The sequence below is a fragment of the Pseudomonas typographi genome, assembly GCF_014694385.1.
Classification (GTDB): Bacteria; Pseudomonadota; Gammaproteobacteria; order Pseudomonadales; family Pseudomonadaceae; genus Aquipseudomonas; species Aquipseudomonas typographi.
In genome coordinates, this window is record NZ_JAAOCA010000008.1 from 38,119 (window position 1) to 54,759 (window position 16,641).

General features: G+C 60.3%; 14 protein-coding genes and 1 pseudogene. 2 read left to right on the forward strand and 13 right to left on the reverse strand.

All coding sequences use genetic code 11. The features are described from left to right. Positions 1-52: 52 nt before the first annotated feature. Positions 53-1,186 (reverse strand): flagellin N-terminal helical domain-containing protein, encoded by a 1,134-nt coding sequence (locus HAQ05_RS07955; protein ID WP_190419173.1) that lies wholly within the window; start codon positions 1,184-1,186, stop codon positions 53-55. Between the two features lie 241 nt (positions 1,187-1,427). Here HAQ05_RS07955 and HAQ05_RS07960 point away from each other — a divergent pair, with 241 nt between their 5' ends. Together HAQ05_RS07960 and HAQ05_RS07965 are read left to right on the forward strand one after the other, a co-directional pair. Beyond that, entirely contained in the window at positions 1,428-3,065 is a 1,638-nt protein-coding gene (locus HAQ05_RS07960; protein WP_190419175.1) for a tetratricopeptide repeat protein, read from the forward strand. Between the two features lie 39 nt (positions 3,066-3,104). Continuing rightward, positions 3,105-3,947, forward strand: a complete 843-nt coding sequence (locus HAQ05_RS07965) for a hypothetical protein (protein ID WP_190419177.1) — start codon at positions 3,105-3,107, stop codon at positions 3,945-3,947. Between the two features lie 59 nt (positions 3,948-4,006). On the opposite strand, the gene HAQ05_RS07970 is transcribed toward HAQ05_RS07965, so the two are convergent. From HAQ05_RS07970 to flgE, 12 genes and pseudogenes are all read right to left on the reverse strand, one after another. Continuing rightward, positions 4,007-4,939, reverse strand: coding sequence for a ketoacyl-ACP synthase III (locus HAQ05_RS07970; RefSeq protein WP_190419179.1), 933 nt, complete (start codon positions 4,937-4,939; stop codon positions 4,007-4,009). A gap of 210 nt (positions 4,940-5,149) precedes the next feature. Then, on the reverse strand, positions 5,150-6,085 hold the full coding sequence (locus tag HAQ05_RS07975; protein ID WP_190419181.1) for a GNAT family N-acetyltransferase: 936 nt from the start codon (positions 6,083-6,085) through the stop codon (positions 5,150-5,152). A gap of 374 nt (positions 6,086-6,459) precedes the next feature. Continuing rightward, positions 6,460-8,028 carry a flagellar hook-associated protein 3 gene (locus HAQ05_RS07980; protein ID WP_190419183.1) on the reverse strand — a complete coding sequence of 523 codons (1,569 nt, stop codon included), beginning with the start codon at positions 8,026-8,028 and terminating at the stop codon, positions 6,460-6,462. A 15-nt stretch (positions 8,029-8,043) separates the two neighbouring features. Then, positions 8,044-10,092 (reverse strand): flagellar hook-associated protein FlgK, encoded by a 2,049-nt coding sequence (gene flgK / locus HAQ05_RS07985; protein WP_190419185.1) that lies wholly within the window; start codon positions 10,090-10,092, stop codon positions 8,044-8,046. 10 nt (positions 10,093-10,102) lie between these two features. Beyond that, positions 10,103-10,882 carry a flagellar assembly peptidoglycan hydrolase FlgJ gene (gene flgJ, locus HAQ05_RS29400; RefSeq protein ID WP_420825758.1) on the reverse strand — a complete coding sequence of 260 codons (780 nt, stop codon included), beginning with the start codon at positions 10,880-10,882 and terminating at the stop codon, positions 10,103-10,105. Beyond that, a pseudogene (locus HAQ05_RS29405) lies at positions 10,871-11,401 on the reverse strand (rod-binding protein); the annotation flags it as partial. The gene flgJ and the pseudogene HAQ05_RS29405, both read right to left, overlap by 12 nt. 12 nt (positions 11,402-11,413) lie before the next feature. After that, positions 11,414-12,526 (reverse strand): flagellar basal body P-ring protein FlgI, encoded by a 1,113-nt coding sequence (locus HAQ05_RS07995; RefSeq protein WP_190419189.1) that lies wholly within the window; start codon positions 12,524-12,526, stop codon positions 11,414-11,416. 12 nt (positions 12,527-12,538) lie between these two features. After that, the gene (gene flgH, locus HAQ05_RS08000) at positions 12,539-13,234 is read right to left on the reverse strand and encodes a flagellar basal body L-ring protein FlgH (protein ID WP_190419190.1); all 696 of its coding nucleotides are present in this window, start codon (positions 13,232-13,234) and stop codon (positions 12,539-12,541) included. Positions 13,235-13,286: 52 nt separating this feature from the next. Continuing rightward, positions 13,287-14,072: a flagellar basal-body rod protein FlgG gene (flgG, locus tag HAQ05_RS08005; protein ID WP_190419192.1), complete on the reverse strand. Its 786-nt coding sequence runs from the start codon at positions 14,070-14,072 to the stop codon at positions 13,287-13,289. 57 nt (positions 14,073-14,129) lie between these two features. Then, the gene (locus HAQ05_RS08010; protein WP_190419194.1) at positions 14,130-14,870 is read right to left on the reverse strand and encodes a flagellar basal body rod protein FlgF; all 741 of its coding nucleotides are present in this window, start codon (positions 14,868-14,870) and stop codon (positions 14,130-14,132) included. Between the two features lie 203 nt (positions 14,871-15,073). Next, a complete protein-coding gene (locus HAQ05_RS08015; protein ID WP_190419464.1) occupies positions 15,074-15,331 on the reverse strand; it encodes a hypothetical protein in 258 nt (85 codons plus the stop codon). Positions 15,332-15,335: 4 nt separating this feature from the next. Then, the gene (flgE, locus tag HAQ05_RS08020; protein WP_194718521.1) at positions 15,336-16,634 is read right to left on the reverse strand and encodes a flagellar hook protein FlgE; all 1,299 of its coding nucleotides are present in this window, start codon (positions 16,632-16,634) and stop codon (positions 15,336-15,338) included. Between the last annotated feature and the right edge of the window lie 7 nt (positions 16,635-16,641).

A 16,641-nucleotide genomic window follows, 5' to 3' on the forward strand; every position in this document is an offset into this window, starting at 1 on the left:
GCAAGAAAGGGCGCGGGGCGCCCTTTCTTTACGGTAGGCCGTCAGGCCCCTCTTATTGCAGCAGCTTCAGTACAGCCGAAGGCAACTGGTTGGCTTGGGCCAGTACAGCAGTGGCCGCCGATTGCAGGGTTTGCTGCTTGGTCATCTCGGCCGTTTCCGCCGCGAAGTCCACATCCTGAATGGTCGAACGTGCCGCGGTGGCGCTTTCGGAAACGTTCTGCAGGTTCGAGATGGTGCTGTCCAGACGGTTCTGGATGGCGCCGAGCGACGAGCGCTGAGTATCGATTTGCTTGAGCGCGGCATCGATAACCTGGGTGGCCTTCTGTGCAGACGTGGCGTCGGAGACGTTCAGGTCTTGAACGGTGAAGGAAGAGCTGACTATGACGGTCGAATCCGCACCGCCGGACAGATCACCCGTACCGGTAACGGCTTTTATGTCGCTGCCGGACGTCAGCACGATACCAGTGCCTGCACTGTTCAGGGTAGCCGTTACACCGCTTACTTGGGTGTTGATCGCGCTGACCATGTCAGAAGCGGTAGAACCTGAAGCCAGGGTGATAGTGGTACCGGCGATCGTCAGGCTCGACGAAGCCAGAGCAGCACCGGCACTTGCGCCGCCGGTGCTAATGCTGACACTGGCCAAACCTGCCGTACCCTTGAGCGCGGTAGCGCCCATGTCGCTGAGGCTGAAGCTCACGGTTTCGTTGGCGTTTGCACCCACTTGGAAGGTCAGGGTGCCCTTGTTGCCAGCGGTGCCGTCGAGCAACTTGATACCCGAAGTACCACCACCGAAGGTGGTGGTATCGGAGATACGGGTCAGTTCGGCGGTCAGCGATTTGAATTCTTGGTTCAGCGAGCTCTGGTCTTCAGAGCTGTTGCTACCGTTGGCCGACTGCAGGGACAGTTCACGCATACGCTGCAGGATGTTGGTGGACTCTTGCAGCGCGCCTTCAGCGGCGGTCGCGATGGAGTTGGCATCCTGGGCGTTCTTCACAGCCACATCCAAGCCGTTGACCTGACTGGTCAGGCGGTTGGAGATCTGCGAGCCGGCGGCGTCATCTTTGGCGCTGTTGATACGCAGGCCAGTCGACAGGCGAGTCATCGAGGTGGTGAGCGCGTCGGAAGATTTCGTCAGGTTCTTTTGAACCGACAGGGAGGCGATGTTGGTGTTGACGGTAAGAGCCATGACAAGATCCTTGCATTAGGGCTAGACGGTGTAGTGGGTTCTGCGGCCCAGCGTGGCGGCTTTAGTGGCCGTGCAGAACCGTCATAAGGGTTATCGTCGCAGGGCGCTTCCGCTTGAATTTTTTTTCGAATATTTTTCATGCGCCTTGGCATTGTGAGGCCGCGTGGCTGGGCGATGGCCCTCTTCTTGCACCCTGGCAGTACATCGTCAATTCGACGTCACTCTTTAACGGACGTGCTTCATGCATAAGCAGAGCCCTCAGGTTGACATCCAGCGGATCGCCACAGCGCTAGCGCAAGCTGAAAAAACCGGAAACACCGAGGCGCAGATTCGCCTGTATGAAAAGCTCACCGCGTTGGTACCCGACACGGCGTTAGCCCACGCTCAGCTCGCTCACTTGTACTTTGACCAGAACGACGTGGCCAATGCCGGCGGCCACGCCCGCCAGGCGCTGGCCTTGCCGCAAGAGGACAAGGTCGACGCCTTGCTGTTCGATCACTTGTGCACGGTGCCAGCATTCATCGACGACCTCGCCCAAGCCCGCCAATGGTACCGGCAGGCGCCGAACCTATGGCGCTTCAAGCTGCTGCACGAGGCCCTGGAAAAAGTCGAAGCGTACGATGAAATGGAAAGTACCCTGCATAGCCTGCTTGGGACCACTTCCCAACGAGATTACCGCTCACAGTTGCTGACCGTACTGGCCCAGGTGTATTACGCCATGGGGCGCTTTCATGATGCGATTGCCTGCTACCAGTTAGGGTTGGAAATCACCCCGCAGGATCGTAAACAACTGTTCAATATTGGCGCCGCGCTCGAGCACGTAGGCCGCTACCAAGACGCTTATGGCTACTATCAGCGGGTGTTAGAGGTAGACCCCCAGCACGCGGGGGTCCATAACAATATTGCATTGCTCATGTTGCGCCTCGGTGAGTTCGAAAGCGGCTGGCAGCATTACGAGTGGCGCTGGCAAGCCACACAGAAAGAACACGAGCAGCATTTCAATATCCCACGTTGGTCAGGCGACCCGCTGGCCGGGCGAACATTGCTGGTGTGGGGCGAGCAAGGGATCGGCGACCACATCATGTTCGCCAGCCAACTGAATGAACTGATGGCGCTTGACGGCGCACTCCATTACGAAATCTACGCGCGCCTCGACCGTCTGTTCGAGCGCAGCTTTCCAGCCGTGAGCTTCATTCGACGCGAACAAAGCGGTGCAGTCGCAAGCCCTGAGGACGTGGTATTCAAACAAACTTGGCCGCAGGCCGACGTGCAGATTCCGGCTGGTAGCCTGCCGGCTTTGTTACGCAAAAGCCGAGAAGCGTTCGGCGCCGGCGCCGCCTATTTGAAGGCAGATGCAAACGCGGTAGCGGCTTACCGAACAAAATATCGTGAACAGTTCCCGGGCAAGAAACTGATTGGCCTGTCTTGGCGGGGCGGTGCCAGCATTCGCACCGAACGCCAAAGCCGGCGCCTGTCGCAAGCCGACCTGCTACACCTGCGCGCCTTGCAAAACGTGCAATTCATAGACCTTCAATACAACAGCACGCCTGAAGAATTAGCGGAATTACGTGCCAAAGGCCTGGATATTTTCCATGACGATAGCGTGAATGCGATGGAAGACATGGACCCTTTGGCCACCCAACTGTGTGCGTTGGATGCCGTGCTGAGTGTCGATAACACCAATGTCCACCTGGCCGGCGCGCTCGGCGTTCGCACCTATGCGCTCATTCAGCTCAACCCTAATTGGCGCTGGGGCCTGAATGAAGGGCCCAGCTATTGGTACAACAGCGTCCGGCTATTTCGTAACCGCGAACTGAGTGACTGGAAGGTAGTGTTGGAGCGGGTCATGGCCGCCATGAAAGACGATGGCGTCGCCTAGTCAAAACCATTGAAAATATCAACGCGCTAGGGAACTCATGTGAACATCAACATCGCCCACATCGGCAACAACGACTGGTTCGACTTCAAGGCCGATATTCTCTATGGCCTGTACCATACGCTCACGGCGTTGGGCCATCACGTCAGCATGAGCCACAACCAGTTTTTCAGCGGTTATCACAACCTGGTGGTCGGCGCCGATTGGCTGGTGGAGGAAGCGCACCTGCAGCACATCAAAACCACCCATATCGAATATTCCATCTTTGATGTAGAGAGTTTCGACGGCAAGACGATCAACCAACGCGCAGGCTTCAAGATAGACAACTATCTAGAGCTGCTGAACCGCAGCACGATGATCATCACCCCTTACAAGTACAACTTCAGGGCCTATGCCAACTGCGGCCTAGCGGAGAAGGCCGTGTATGCGCCTTGGGGGTACTTTGAGCAATTGGTCGACCCGAACATCAACCGCCAGGCCGCTACGCACTTCGACGCGGTCTTCTTCGGGCTCGTCAAAGGCGTGCGCAAGCAAAAGATCGACCAGCTTGCCGATATCGCGGGAATGCGCTTGAAAACGGTCAGCACGCAAGACCCACACCTGAGCCGTGCCTATTACCTGTCAGCCAGCCGCTTTGGTTTGTCGCTGGGCGCAGGCCCCGAAGAACAGTTCGTCAACCCGTTCCGCATCTACCTGATGACCGCCAACGGTATTCCGGTATTGGCCGATAACGCTAACGATGAAGACGGTTATCTCAAATACACCGCACGCGGCAGCCTGGACGACATTCACGCGTTTTTCAGCGACCCTCATGCTGAGTTCACCCTGAGCGGCGCATTAGCGGATGGCCACCGGCTAACGGCCAGTTTTGCTTCCGTGTTCTGAATGCAGAGGGCCGCACGCGGCCTATGGGTTCGAAGGCGCACGCCCTTATAGCAGCACGCTCATGCTCGCTCGATCAACGCTGAACCCCACGATAACCCTACCCCGAACCCACTGATCGCCACCCGCTTCCACTTCGGGTCGTTCAGGTGTTTTTCCAGCAGCAGCGGCACGCTGGAAGACACCGTATTGCCGGTTTCGAGCATGTCTTTGACGAACTTGTGCGCCGAGGCGCCCTCTTCGAAACGCCGTGCCACGGCGTCGACGATGGCGGCGCTACCTTGGTGGATGCAGAAGGCATCGACCTCGGCCGTGGTCAGGCCGGCATCCTCGAGCAACTCGTTCAGGTGCGCCGGCACCTTGACCAAAGCGAAGTTGAACACCTGGCGGCCATTCATGAAAAAGCTACCGTTGGTGACCTTCAGGTGCTCGGCACCGGCACCGTCGGTGCCGAACTTGGCCTTGCCCAACTGCCACAAGGGGCCCTCGCCCATCCAGGTGGCGGTGGCCGCATCGCCGAACAACATGGTGGTGTTACGGTCTTGCGGGTCGACGATCTTCGAGTAAGGGTCAGCGGTGATCAACAAGCCGTTCTTCAGCCCCGCCGCTTCCATGAAGCCCTTGATGGCATACAGGCCATACACGTAGCCTGAGCAACCCAGCGACACGTCGAACGCGGCCACGTGAGTGCCCAGCCCAAGCTTGTGCTGCACAATGGCAGCAGTGTGCGGCAGGCCTTCTTCGTCGCCGTTCTGGGTCACGACGATCAGGGCATCGATGTGCCCACGTTGCAACTCTGGGTGGGCGCCGAACAGCGCGTTGGCCGCTTCTACGCACAGGTCGGAGGTTTCCTGGGTATCGGCCTTGCGAGGCAAAAAGGCCGAACCGATCTTGCCGAGGATGAAGTTTTCGTCTTTACCGAAGCGGGCGCCTTGGGCGTAGTTGTCGACGCCGGCGCTAGGCACGTAGCTGGCGATGCTTTTGATGCCAATCATTCTGGCTTCCCAATCTGTATACGCTTTGAACGGGCTGCGCCGTGCAGGCCAGGGCGGCGGAGCGCCTCAGGCGCCATTGTGGCCCGTTATGACAATAGAATGAAGATGCGCGTTTCGACCCAGAGGTCACATTAAGACTGCAAGCAGGCAAAAAAACCAGCGTGGTGTTTCACAGGTTGGCTGCACACTATTGGCGGTGCCTTTGGCCACCTAACGCCAGTCATCCAGCACCCAGCATTCCGGCCTGTCGTAACTGCCGCTGCCGCGGTGCAGCGTGATGCCGAGTATTCGAATGGCAAAACCCCGGTTCAGTAACCGTGCATACGCCGGCTGGCGGGCGGTATTCACCCCAAGCATCAGGCGCCGTTGCCCCGTTGTGCGGGCCACGCCTTCACAGGCTTCGATCAGCCGGTCGAAACGGACCTCTACCCCTTCACCACCGCGTACCGCCCCGAACTTCACGTAACACACCTCGGCGCCTGCTTCGCTACGGGGGCCGAAATGGCACGCGGCAAAACTATCAAGCTGGCCGCCTTCGCCATAGAGCAGCAGGTTACTGCCCAGGCCGAGCACCTCCACGGCTTGTAGTTCACCACGAACGTCCAGCCCCTCGGCCAGCCCGCCGGTGAGCACGGCACAGTCTGCCAATGCTTGCTCGCTCAAGGCGGGCAGGCCATGTGGTTCATCGAGGGGCGCCGAGCCAGGCACCACCTCACGGTCCAACACGGCGGTCAGCGCCCGAGGCCAGAAACCAAAGCGTTGGTACAAGCCTATATGGCGTGGGCTGTCCGGGAAGGTGAACAACCCGGCGTGGCGCACCCCCCAGGCATCGAGCTGGGCAACGATGCGGCCCATCAATGCTTTGGCCAGTTTACGGTCCCAATACGCCGGAAGCACCGCCACAGGCCCTACCACGGCATGGCTGCCCCAGCGCGCAACGCCGGCAACCGCGGCAATACGCCCCTGTTGAACAATCTTGAACCAGGCGGTATGCGGCGCTCGCCAGCGGCCCTCCACGTAGTCGCGGTCTGCCCAGAACTCGCCTGGCGCCGGTACGCCCATAAAAGTGGCGAAGGCAATGCGTACCACTTCGCGGGCTTCGGGCAGGTCCGCCTCGCCTAGGTCTTCGATGGGAAATTCCAGCATTTACGTTCTCCTTAACCCGGATAGGACCGCAACGTGACCGCCGACGGCGGCTCCGGAGGCGAGTGTGTGTGGTGTTTCAGAAGTTGGCTGCACCATTTTAACGGTGCCTTTTACTGCTGCTGGGCGGCGTTGCCGCTCCTCGCCATAGCCGTCTGTGACAGGTCACGGCGCCGTGCCGAACTACAACATTCACGCGTCCATTGCTGTGCGAACTTCTGAAACACCACACTAGGCTTCCCGCCCGCTCAAGCAAAGGGCCCTTACGGTTATTGCAGCAAACGCCTACTGCTGGAGATCAAGGGGACGTTTGCGGGTGGGTGTGATGAAAAAAGCCCGGCACAAAGCCGGGCGCTAAAAGTAAAGCGACCTACCCGTCAAATTTTGTCGAACAGGCTCAATTGCGAGATTTTCGCGAACGCCAACTGCGATGCTTCCAGCATGGTTTGTTGCAAGGTCAACTGCGCCGTGGCGCTGGCCAGGTCCGTATCGCCAATGGCCGACTGGGTCGCATCGTTGGCCAGGCTCAAGCTGCTGTTCTCCGACGACTGCACGTCGATGGCGTTTTCACGCGCACCGATGGAGCCCCGTGTGGTGTCGATCTGCTGCATGGACGAATCGATGTTGCCGATGGCCGAAGCCACGGCATTTTTCACGTTCACCGAAGTTTCGGTGTCGGTGACCGGCGTGTTCAGTGCGGTACGAAGGTCCGCCAAGGTTTGCAGGATGTTCTGCGAGTTATTGGTGTTGCTGCTGACACTGAACTGGTCACCGGCCTCTGGGCTACCGGAGATGTCGAAGGTGACCCCCGCGGCGGTGAGGGTGCTGCCGCTGAGCGTGCCGCTGGCGATAGCCTTGCTGGTCGAACTGTAAGGCTGTGCGTACACCTGATACTCAGTGGCACTGGTGAACGTGATCAGCGCCCCAGTGCTGGGGAAGGTGCTGGTGTAGGCCGTGCTGTCGCTGATGCTGGCGGAGGTGATCTGCGCCGTGGAGGTATTCGACGCGGTACGCGAGGTGCTGATGCTGTCTGGCTTGGACGACAGCGTGAAGCTGTGGCCGGCCACCAGCGCATCGGCGTCGCTGCTTTCGTCGTCGCTCACGCTTACGTCGACGTTGAACGCCACGCCGTACAAGCTGATCGATGAGCTGTCGTCGTCGCTGGTGTCGATGGTGCCGTTGCCAGCGCTCTGCGCGGTCACGTCGTTGCCGTCCTTGTCGGTGAGGGTGTATTGCGTGCTGCTGGTGAAGGTCAGCGTATAGGGTTCGCCGGCGGTGAAACTTTTGTTGTACGACGTCGATGAGGTCATCTCGCCGCTGGACACATACACCCGACCATCGTCGGTCGCGGGCGAGATCAGCGTGCTCTGGGTACGGCTGACGTTGGCAGCCGAGTCGAAAATGCTGTAGCCGGTATCATTGCTAGCCAGGCTAAGGGTGTCGGACACCTGCAGGCTCAGCTGGGTCTGGTCACCCTGGTAGGTGTAGGAACCGTCGCTGTTGCGCACATAGGGCTGCACGTCGCTCTTGGCTCCGGCGAAGATGTAATTGCCGCTGGAGTCTTTGGAGTTCATCAAGCCATACACGGTGTCTTCGATTTCACCCAGTTCACTGGCAATGGATTGCCGGTCGGCGTCGCTCAACCCGCCGTTACCGGCCTCGATGGTCAGCTCGCGGGCACGTTGCAAGGAATCGTTCACGCTCGAAAGAATGCTTTCTTCGTTATTGAGCGAGTTGGTGATGCTGGTCATGTTGTTGCTGTACTGGGTCAGCAACGATTTCTGCTGATCGAGCTTGAGCAGCTTAGAGGCGCCGACGGGGTCATCGGCGGCAGTTTGGATGCGTTCGCCGGAGCTGATTTGCTCTTGGGTCTTGGCGGTATCGGCAAAGCCCTTGGCGTACGTCGACACACTATTGGCGTAGTATTGGCTAGTGGAAATACGCATGGTCAAAGGCTCCTTTTACAGCGCGTTGAGCAGGGCGGAAAACACTTCCTGCGCTGTTTTGATGATCTGCGAAGAGGCTGTGTAGTACTGCTGGAACTTGACCAGATCGGCGGCTTCTTCATCCAGGTTTACACCGGCCACCGAGTCACGGCTGGTGGTGGCCGAATCCAGCACCGTGGCGGTGGCAGTCGCATCGCTGGAGGCTTGCGCGGCGGTAGCGCCCACCCCTTCCACCAATTTGGCATAGGCGTCGGTCAGGCTGATGCCGTTACCACTGCTGCTACCGACCGTTTTCGCGGTCTGCAGGGTGAGCAGGCTGCTGGCATTTCGGTTGTCGGTCGCGCCATCGCTGTTGAAGGCTACCGACAGGGTGTCGTTGGCCTGCGGCGAGCCGCTGACGGACATTTCGAACGTCGCGTTCATGGCGTTACCGTCAGCGTCGTACAGGGCCGCGCCGTCGCTGTCGAGCATCGGCACGCTGATGCTCAGGGTATTTTCCTGCCCGGGCACGATGGTGCCGGTGCCGATGCTGTTGCCCTGGGCACCGTAAACGGTGTAACCCTGACTACCGCTGCTGGCCGAGCCGAATACCAGCTTGACCGGCATGGCGTTCTCGATGCCTTCCTGGCTGGTGGCAAGGTCGCTGCCACTGTAAATATCCAGTTCGCTGGTCAGGGTGGCCTGGGAGCTGATACTCAGGGTGCCGCTATTGCTTGAGCCGAGCGTACCGGTCAATGCGCCGGCAAATGCCAACTTGTCGACGTCGGTCAGCGTGGTGCTGATCGCCTGCGCGCCGTTGCGGGTGGGCGTGATGGTAAACGAATCGCCGGCGGCCACGGCGTTACCGTCGAGCGACAGGCTAAAGCCGTCGAAACTGGTGGCCGGGTCGTCGCTGAGCTTGGCACTGCCCAACACCGTGCCGTCGGAGCGGGTGACGGTGTAAGTGTCGGCGTCGGTAAACTTGACCGTGTAGTTGTAAGTGGTCAGGGCATTGGCGTCGTCGATGGTCACATCGAGGTTGCCAGAGCCGTCACTGTTGCGCGACGACGCCAAGCTGCGCGAGGCGATCGCACTGTCGCTGTTGATGCTGGAGAACAGATTGCTGCCAAAATCGCCGTTAGCGTCCAGGCCCTGGCCCAATTGGCTGTTGATGCTGTCACTGACCACCATGGCCATGCGCCCCAGCTCGTTCTCTGCCGGCTGTAGCACGTCGGTGCGATAGCTGAGCAGGCCACCGATCTGGCCACCGGTCACCACCGAGGTGACATCGGTGCTGTAGTTCGCATAGTTGACCGTGAGGCTGTACTGGGTGGGGTCGGTGCCGCTCGGTTGCGCACTCAGGGTGTTGGCGTTATTGCCGGTCACCAATGCCTGGCCGCTACCGAGGTACACATCATAGTTGCCGTCACGCTCTTGCACCGTCACGCCCACCAAGCCGTTAAGCTCGACCACAGCTTGGTCGCGGGCGTCGAGCAGGCTGTTGGGCGAGGTGCCGTTGGCGCTGAGGGCTACGATCTGCTGGTTGAGGCTGGCGATCGACTGGCTCAGGGTGTTGACCTGGTCAGACAACGATGACAACTCGCTGTTGATGTCGCTGTTTTGTTGGTCCATCTGGGAATAGATGGAGTTGAAGCGGCTGCTCAGGGTTTGCGCGCTGGTCACCAACAGTTGCCGCGCCGAGGTGTCGTCCGGCGACGCGGCGGACGTCTGCAGTGCCGAGAAAAAGTCCGAGAGCACCGTGGTAACCCCCGTGGTGCTGTCTGACAACAGCGAATCGAGCGAGGCCACCTGGTCGGAATAGGTGCTGGCCTGAGAATCGAGCGCGGTGCTGCTGCTCACTTGGTTTTGCAGGTATGAGCTGTAGATACGGCGCACCTCAGCCAGCGTGGTCCCGGTACCCACATACCCTGCCCCGCCGATGCTCTGCAAGGCCCCGGCGTTGCTGATGGTCGACTGGCGCGAGTAGCCGGCGGTGGATACGTTGGTGATGTTGTTACTGGTCGTAGCCAACGCAGTCTGGGTGGCAGCCAGCCCGGACAGCCCGATGTTGATCAGATTCGCCATGGTTCAAACCTTACAAAGTCGAAGTGGTGGCACTGCTGGCCGCGTAGTTCTGGTAGTTTTGCAGTTGCTTGGCGATCGCCGTGATCTTGCTGGCGTAGTTCGGATCGGTCGCGTACCCAGCCTTTTGCAACTCTTTTACAAACTGTTCAGGGTTATCGGCCGACTTGAGCACACCTTGATAACGATCGTTGTTTTGCAGCAGGTTGACCAAGTCGTGGAAGCTGTCGGCGTAGGAACCGTAAGCGCGGAACTGCGCCGTTTCCTTGACCATCTGGCCTCCTTCGTACTCGCTGGTGACCGCCCGTGCCGATTGGCCTTGCCAACTGCCACTGGCCTTGATGTTGAACAGGTTGAAGCTGCTCGAACCGTCGTCCTGGCGCAGGATCGATTTACCCCAGCCGGTTTCCAGCGCGGCCTGGGCCACCAACACGCTTGGGCTAACGCCAATGCGTGCAGCGGCATCCTGGGCCATGGGCAGCATGGTCGCGACGAACTCATCCGGCGAGCTGAACGCTGCCTTGTTCGGCGCCAGTGGCACCTGCGAATAGCTACGGCCAGCCTGTTGCGCCTCGCCGGTGCTGCCGAAGCCTTCGGTCCAGTCGCCGTAGCTGCCGTCGCTGCCCGGCGTGGCTTGGCCTTGGGCAGTGGCACTCGCCACCGCGGCGGCTACTCCCGATGGTGCGCTGCCAGGGACGCTGATGCGGTGGCCGGCGGTGCTGGGGTGCAACTGGGTGTATTGGGCAACGGTGGTGCCGTCACGGGCGAGCTTGGACGCATCGGCAGCGGGCACGATGCCGGCCAGCAGGCGGTCGGCCGCCTTACTGGGCAGCGAAAGCCGGCGCTGGTTGAGTTTGGCCATGTCGTTGTGCGCGAGGGTACCGTCGCTGTCGGCGGCGGCGTTGCGCTGTGCGCCCAGGGCGTGCTGGCCAGTGTCAACGCTGCGGTTGAACGGGTTATGGCCATCGCCCACGCTGTGGCCGGCGGTTTTCGAAAGCTGGCGCATCAGTACACTTTGCAGGCCAATGCCGTTGCCTTGGTGCGACAGGCTCACGGCCAACTGCTGGTCGTACATGTCTTGGTATTGCTTGACCGTCGAGCTGTTCATGGGGTCGTCCTTGCCCAGCACGTCGTTGGCCGAGCGCATGGACTTAAGCATTTCGCCGACGAACACCGACTCGAACTCTTGGGCTACCTTGCGCAGGTTGGCCTCGCTGTCGCGATCACCGTACTTCAGCGAGCTCAAGCGGTTAAGGTCGGTGTAGGCACCGGAGTCGGTGCCGGATGAAACGCCGCCGTTAGGCATGTCCATGCTGCTGCCCCTTTAGATAACGATCAGGTCGGCTTGCAACGCGCCAGCCTGTTTCAAAGCTTCAAGGATGGCCATCAGGTCACTGGGCGCGGCCCCCACTTGGTTGACCGCACGCACAATCTCATCAAGCGTGGTTCCCGGGCCAAACTTGAACATCGGCTTGGCTTCCTGCTCGGCGTTGACCTTCGACCGCGGCACCACGGCTGTCTGCCCATTGGAGAATGGGCCGGGTTGGCTGACGATCGGGTCTTCGGTGATGGTCACCGTCAGGCTGCCGTGGGTGACCGCCGCGGGCGACACCTTGACGTTCTGGCCGATCACGATGGTGCCGGTGCGAGAGTTGATAATGACCTTGGCGATGGCTTGGCCAGGGTCTACCTCAAGGTTTTCCAGGATCGACAGGTAGTCGACGCGCTGGTTCGGGTCCAACGGCGCGGTAACGCGCACCGAGCCGCCGTCCAAGGCCATCGCAACACCTGGGCCAAGCAGTTCGTTCACTTTGTCCACGATGTGCTTGGCGGTAGTGAAGTCCGGCCGGTTGAGGTTCAGCGTCAGGTAATTGCCTTGGTCGAAGCCACTGGGCACCGAACGCTCGACCGTCGCGCCGCCGGGAATGCGCCCAGCCGATGGTACGTTGACGGTGATCTTCGAACCATCACGGCCTTCGGCGTCAAAACCACCCACCACCAGGTTACCCTGGGCAATCGCATACACGTTGCCGTCGATACCCTTGAGCGGAGTCATCAGCAAGCTGCCGCCGCGCAAGCTCTTGGAGTTACCGATCGACGACACGGTGATATCGATGGTCTGGCCCGGCTTGGAGAACGGGGGCAAATCCGCATGGATCGACACCGCCGCCACGTTCTTGAGCTGGGTGGTACTGGTGCTGGCCGGCACCTTTATGCCGAACTGCGCCAACATGTTGTTGAAGGTTTGCAGGGTGAACGGCGTCTGGGTGGTCTGGTCGCCCGTGCCGTCCAACCCCACCACCAGGCCGTACCCGATCAATTGGTTGCTACGTACGCCCTGGACGCTGGCGATGTCCTTAAGGCGCTCGGCCTGGGCTACCCCGCCTACCCCCATGAACAAGCAAGCCGCGACCATCAACTGTTTGAATTTCGACATGTTCGTGCGCACTCAGAAGGGGTAGTACGGGCTGGAGAAGAACCGATCCAACCAGCCGGGCTGGCTTGCCTCGGCGAACGACCCGGTACCGGAGTAGGTAATCCGAGCGTCGGCCACACGGGTCGACGACACGGTATTGTCGGTTGCGATGTCATCGGCACGGATCAGGCCGGCGATGCGCACCAGTTCCTCGCCGGTATTAAGGGTCATCCACTTCTCGCCACGCACGGCGATGATGCCGTTGGGTAGCACATCGGCTACGGTGACGGTGATCGACCCCGTTAAACTGTTGGCTTGGTCACCTTTTGCCTGGCCGTCGGTGGCGCGATTACCGGTGTACCCCACACCCAAGCTCGCCTTGCCACCGGTGATCGGGTTGGTGCCCGACACGCCGCCGCCGAACAGCGAGGTCAGCCCCATGCTGTTGCTGCTGTCTTTGCTGACCTTGGAGTTAGCACTCTTGGATGCCGACATTTTCTCGTTGAGGGTCACGGTGATGATGTCGCCTACACGGAATGCCTTGCGGTCGGTGTACAGGTTCTGGTCGAAGCCGGCCTGGTAGATTGACCCGTTGGTGGCCGCGGCAGGCAGCGGGGTACGCGGCAGCACCGGCGAATAATACGGGTCGTTGGGCTTGGGCGGCGGCGCCATGCAGCCCCCCAGAACGGTGGCCGCGGCCAGCGACAGTGCGATAGGCAGACGTTTCATCACAGCTTCGACCTCACGGAGTAACTGATCCTTCAGCCAATTGAAAACAGGGTTAAAGGTTTTGCGTCACAAAGCCCAACATCGCGTCGGCGGTGGAGATGACCTTGGAGTTCATCTCGTAGGCGCGCTGGGTGGTGATCATGTTCACCAGCTCTTCCACAGTGCTGACGTTGGAGTTTTCCAGGGTGTTCTGCAGCACCGTGCCAAAGCCGTTCAGGCCCGGCGTACCCACGTTCGGCGCACCGCTGGCGGCGGTTTCCAGAAACAGGTTGCTGCCGATCGCCTGCAACCCGGTCGAGTTCACGAAGTCGGCGGTCTGGATGTTGCCGATCACTTGAGAAGCGGCGTTGCCCGCGGTAGTGATCGACACGGTGCCGTCAGTGCCCACGGTGAACGTCTGGGCTTCGGCCGGCACCACAATCGCGGGCTGCAGCGCCAAGCCTTGGCTGGTCACGATCTGGCCGTCGGAGTTCAGGTGGAAAGTCCCGTCACGGGTATAGGCGATGGTGCCGTCCGGCTGGGTGATCTGAAAGAAACCATGGCCATTGACCGCCATGTCGAGCGGCTGGTCGGTGGTCTGCAGGCTACCTTCGGTGAAATTCTTTTGGGTGCCGACGATACGCACACCGGTACCGAGCTGCAGGCCCGACGGCAATTGGCTGTCCTGGGTCGACTGCGCACCGGGCTGGCGACGGGTTTGGTACAGCAGGTCCTGGAATTCGGCGCGGTCTTTTTTGAAACCGGTGGTCGAGACGTTGGCCAGGTTGTTCGAAATGGTGGTCAGGTTCATGTCCTGAGCCGCCAGGCCGGTTTTACTGACCCAAAGAGCTGGAAGCATCGTGTTCTCCTAGGCCGCCGCATGCGGCGCCCATACTGTCAATAAAGCGGTGGTTTATCAGCTCATTTGCAGGACGCGTGCCATCGACTCATCGTCTTCCTTGGCAGTGGTCATCATCTTGATCTGCATTTCGAACTGCTTGGAAAGCGCCATCACGTCGGTCATCTCTTCAACGGCATTGACGTTGCTGCCCTGCAAGAACCCGGAGGTGACTTGCACATTGGCATCCGCCGCCGCGGGCTGGCCGCTCTTGGTGTGGATCAGCCCGTCGCTGCCCTTGGTCAAGTCGGTATCCTTGGCGCTCACCAACTTCAACCGGTCGACCACCGCCATCACCGCTGGGCTCTGGCCCAACGAGCGAATGGTGACGGTGCCGTCCTGGCCGATTTCGATTTTTTCATCCGGCGGCACGGCAATTTGCCCGCCATTGCCCAGCACCGGCATGCCGGTGCTGGTGCGCAGCACGCCCAGCGCGTCGATGTTCAGGCTGGCGGTTTTGGTATAGGCCTCGGACCCGTCCGGGGCCTGCACGGCGATCCACCCTTCGCCACCGATGGCCACGTCCAGGTCACGGCCGGTTTCGATCATGGGGCCAGCGTCCATGTCGGTGGCCGGGTTCTCGGTCATGGCATAGGCGCGCGACGGAAACGTATCGCCGAACACCGGCATGGAACGGGCCTGTTCCAGGTCTTTCTGAAAGCCATTGGTTGAAACGTTGGCCAGGTTGTTGGCATGGGCCTTTTGCGCGTAGGCGTTTTGGCTGGCCCCGGTCATGGCCACGAAAAGCATCTTGTCCACTGGTGGTCTCCCTCGACGAACCCTTGCCGCTTGACTGTAAGTTGCTATGGCTTTAGCAAGGGCCGGGCCAACTTCAGGTTTATTCCTAAAGGCCTTGTATCACGGGGGCTACAGCCGGGCGGGAGAAAATTGACGCGAGCAAGGCGCCGAAAAGTCGGCGCGGATTTGCCGCTGTAAGGCAATGGCGTAAGGCAGGAGGTTCGTCAGCGCCGGCAACCGGCATTGCGGAAGGGGCCGGCAAAACGAATAAATGGCGGCCCAGGGTCGGTCTGGGCGCAGATCACATGGTTATCGGCCAGGCTGCGGTAGCTGTACCAAGGCGCGGGAGCAGCCTGAACGGTAGCGGCGGCCAGTGCCAGGGCAATGGCCGCTAATCGACGAAGAAATAACCCGGCGACCACCCTAAAACCTCCCCCGCCGCGTGCCACACCGTCGGCGATGCGGCATCCTTGCCGCGTCACGGCATCAGGTCATCTGGATGATGGTTTGCATGATGGTGCTTTCGGTGGAAATGGTCTTGGCGTTCGCTTGGTAGTTGCTCTGCGCCTTGATCAAGTTCACCAGCTCCGCGGTCAGGTCGACGTTGGAGTCCTCCAGGGAGCCCGCGGTCAAGCTACCGAGGGTGCCGCTGCTCGGCGTGCCGACCACCGGCACACCTGAAGCACTCGACTCACGCCAACCGGTATCGCCGGCGGGGGTCAGGCCTTGCACGTTGGCGAAGTTAGCCAACGCGACTTGGCCGATGTTCTTCGACTCGCCATTGCTATAGGTGCCAAACAAATTACCTTGGTCGTCGATGCTCAGCGACGACAGGGTGCCGGTGGCATAGCCGTTCTGGGTTTTGGCGGTGACCGCCGACGTGGTGTTGTACGAGGTGGTGCCGGTCATGTCCAGCGTGACCCCGGCGCTCGCCGCGACGGCACCGTTGCTGGCCATGACGCCACTGGCATTCTGCGCCGCCGGCACCCAGTTGGTCAGGGTGAATTTGCCGGTGTCGTCTACCGTCAAGTCGGTGCTGCTGGTACCGGTCAGCGAACCGTCCGAACCGAAACTCAAGGTAGCTGTGTAGGGCGTGGTGGACGTAGGGTCGGAGGGGTTAACGCCATCGACGGTGGTATACATCGTCCACTGGTTGGTGTCGTCCTTCACGAAGTACTGGGTCATGGTATGGGAGTTACCCTGACTGTCGTAAATGTCGGTGCTGAACGTGTAGTTGTAAGTGTCGGTGTCAGAGGCATCGAACGGGGTCACCGTGGGCGTGGTGGCGCTAGAGTTTAAGTTAAGCGTTTCGGACATCGCGTCGGTCGGGCTCGGCGCCAGGGCCGAGGTGTCGACCGTCAGATTGGTCAGCACGCCGTCGATAATGTTGCCATCTTTGTCGGCGGCATAACCCATCAGGTTGTTGCCACTGGCGTCAACGATGTTACCGGAGCTGTCCGTGCCGAATGCGCCGGCACGTGTGTACACGAGCGAGCCATTATCGCTGGTGATGAAAAAGCCATTGCCATCAATGGCCATGTCGAGGCTGGCGCCGGTGCTGGTGATCGTGCCTTGAGTGAACTGCTGGCTCACCGCCAGGGTGTCTACGCCAGAGCCCACGCTGGCACTATTGCCACCGAGCAACAGCGAATTGGAATACACATCGCCAAACTCGGCGCGCGAAGACTTAAAGCCAGTAGTGGCCACGTTGGCAATATTGTTGCCGGTGACGTTAAGGGCGGTGTTGGCAGCATTAAGCCCGCTGAGGCCGACGTTGAACGACATGATTGAC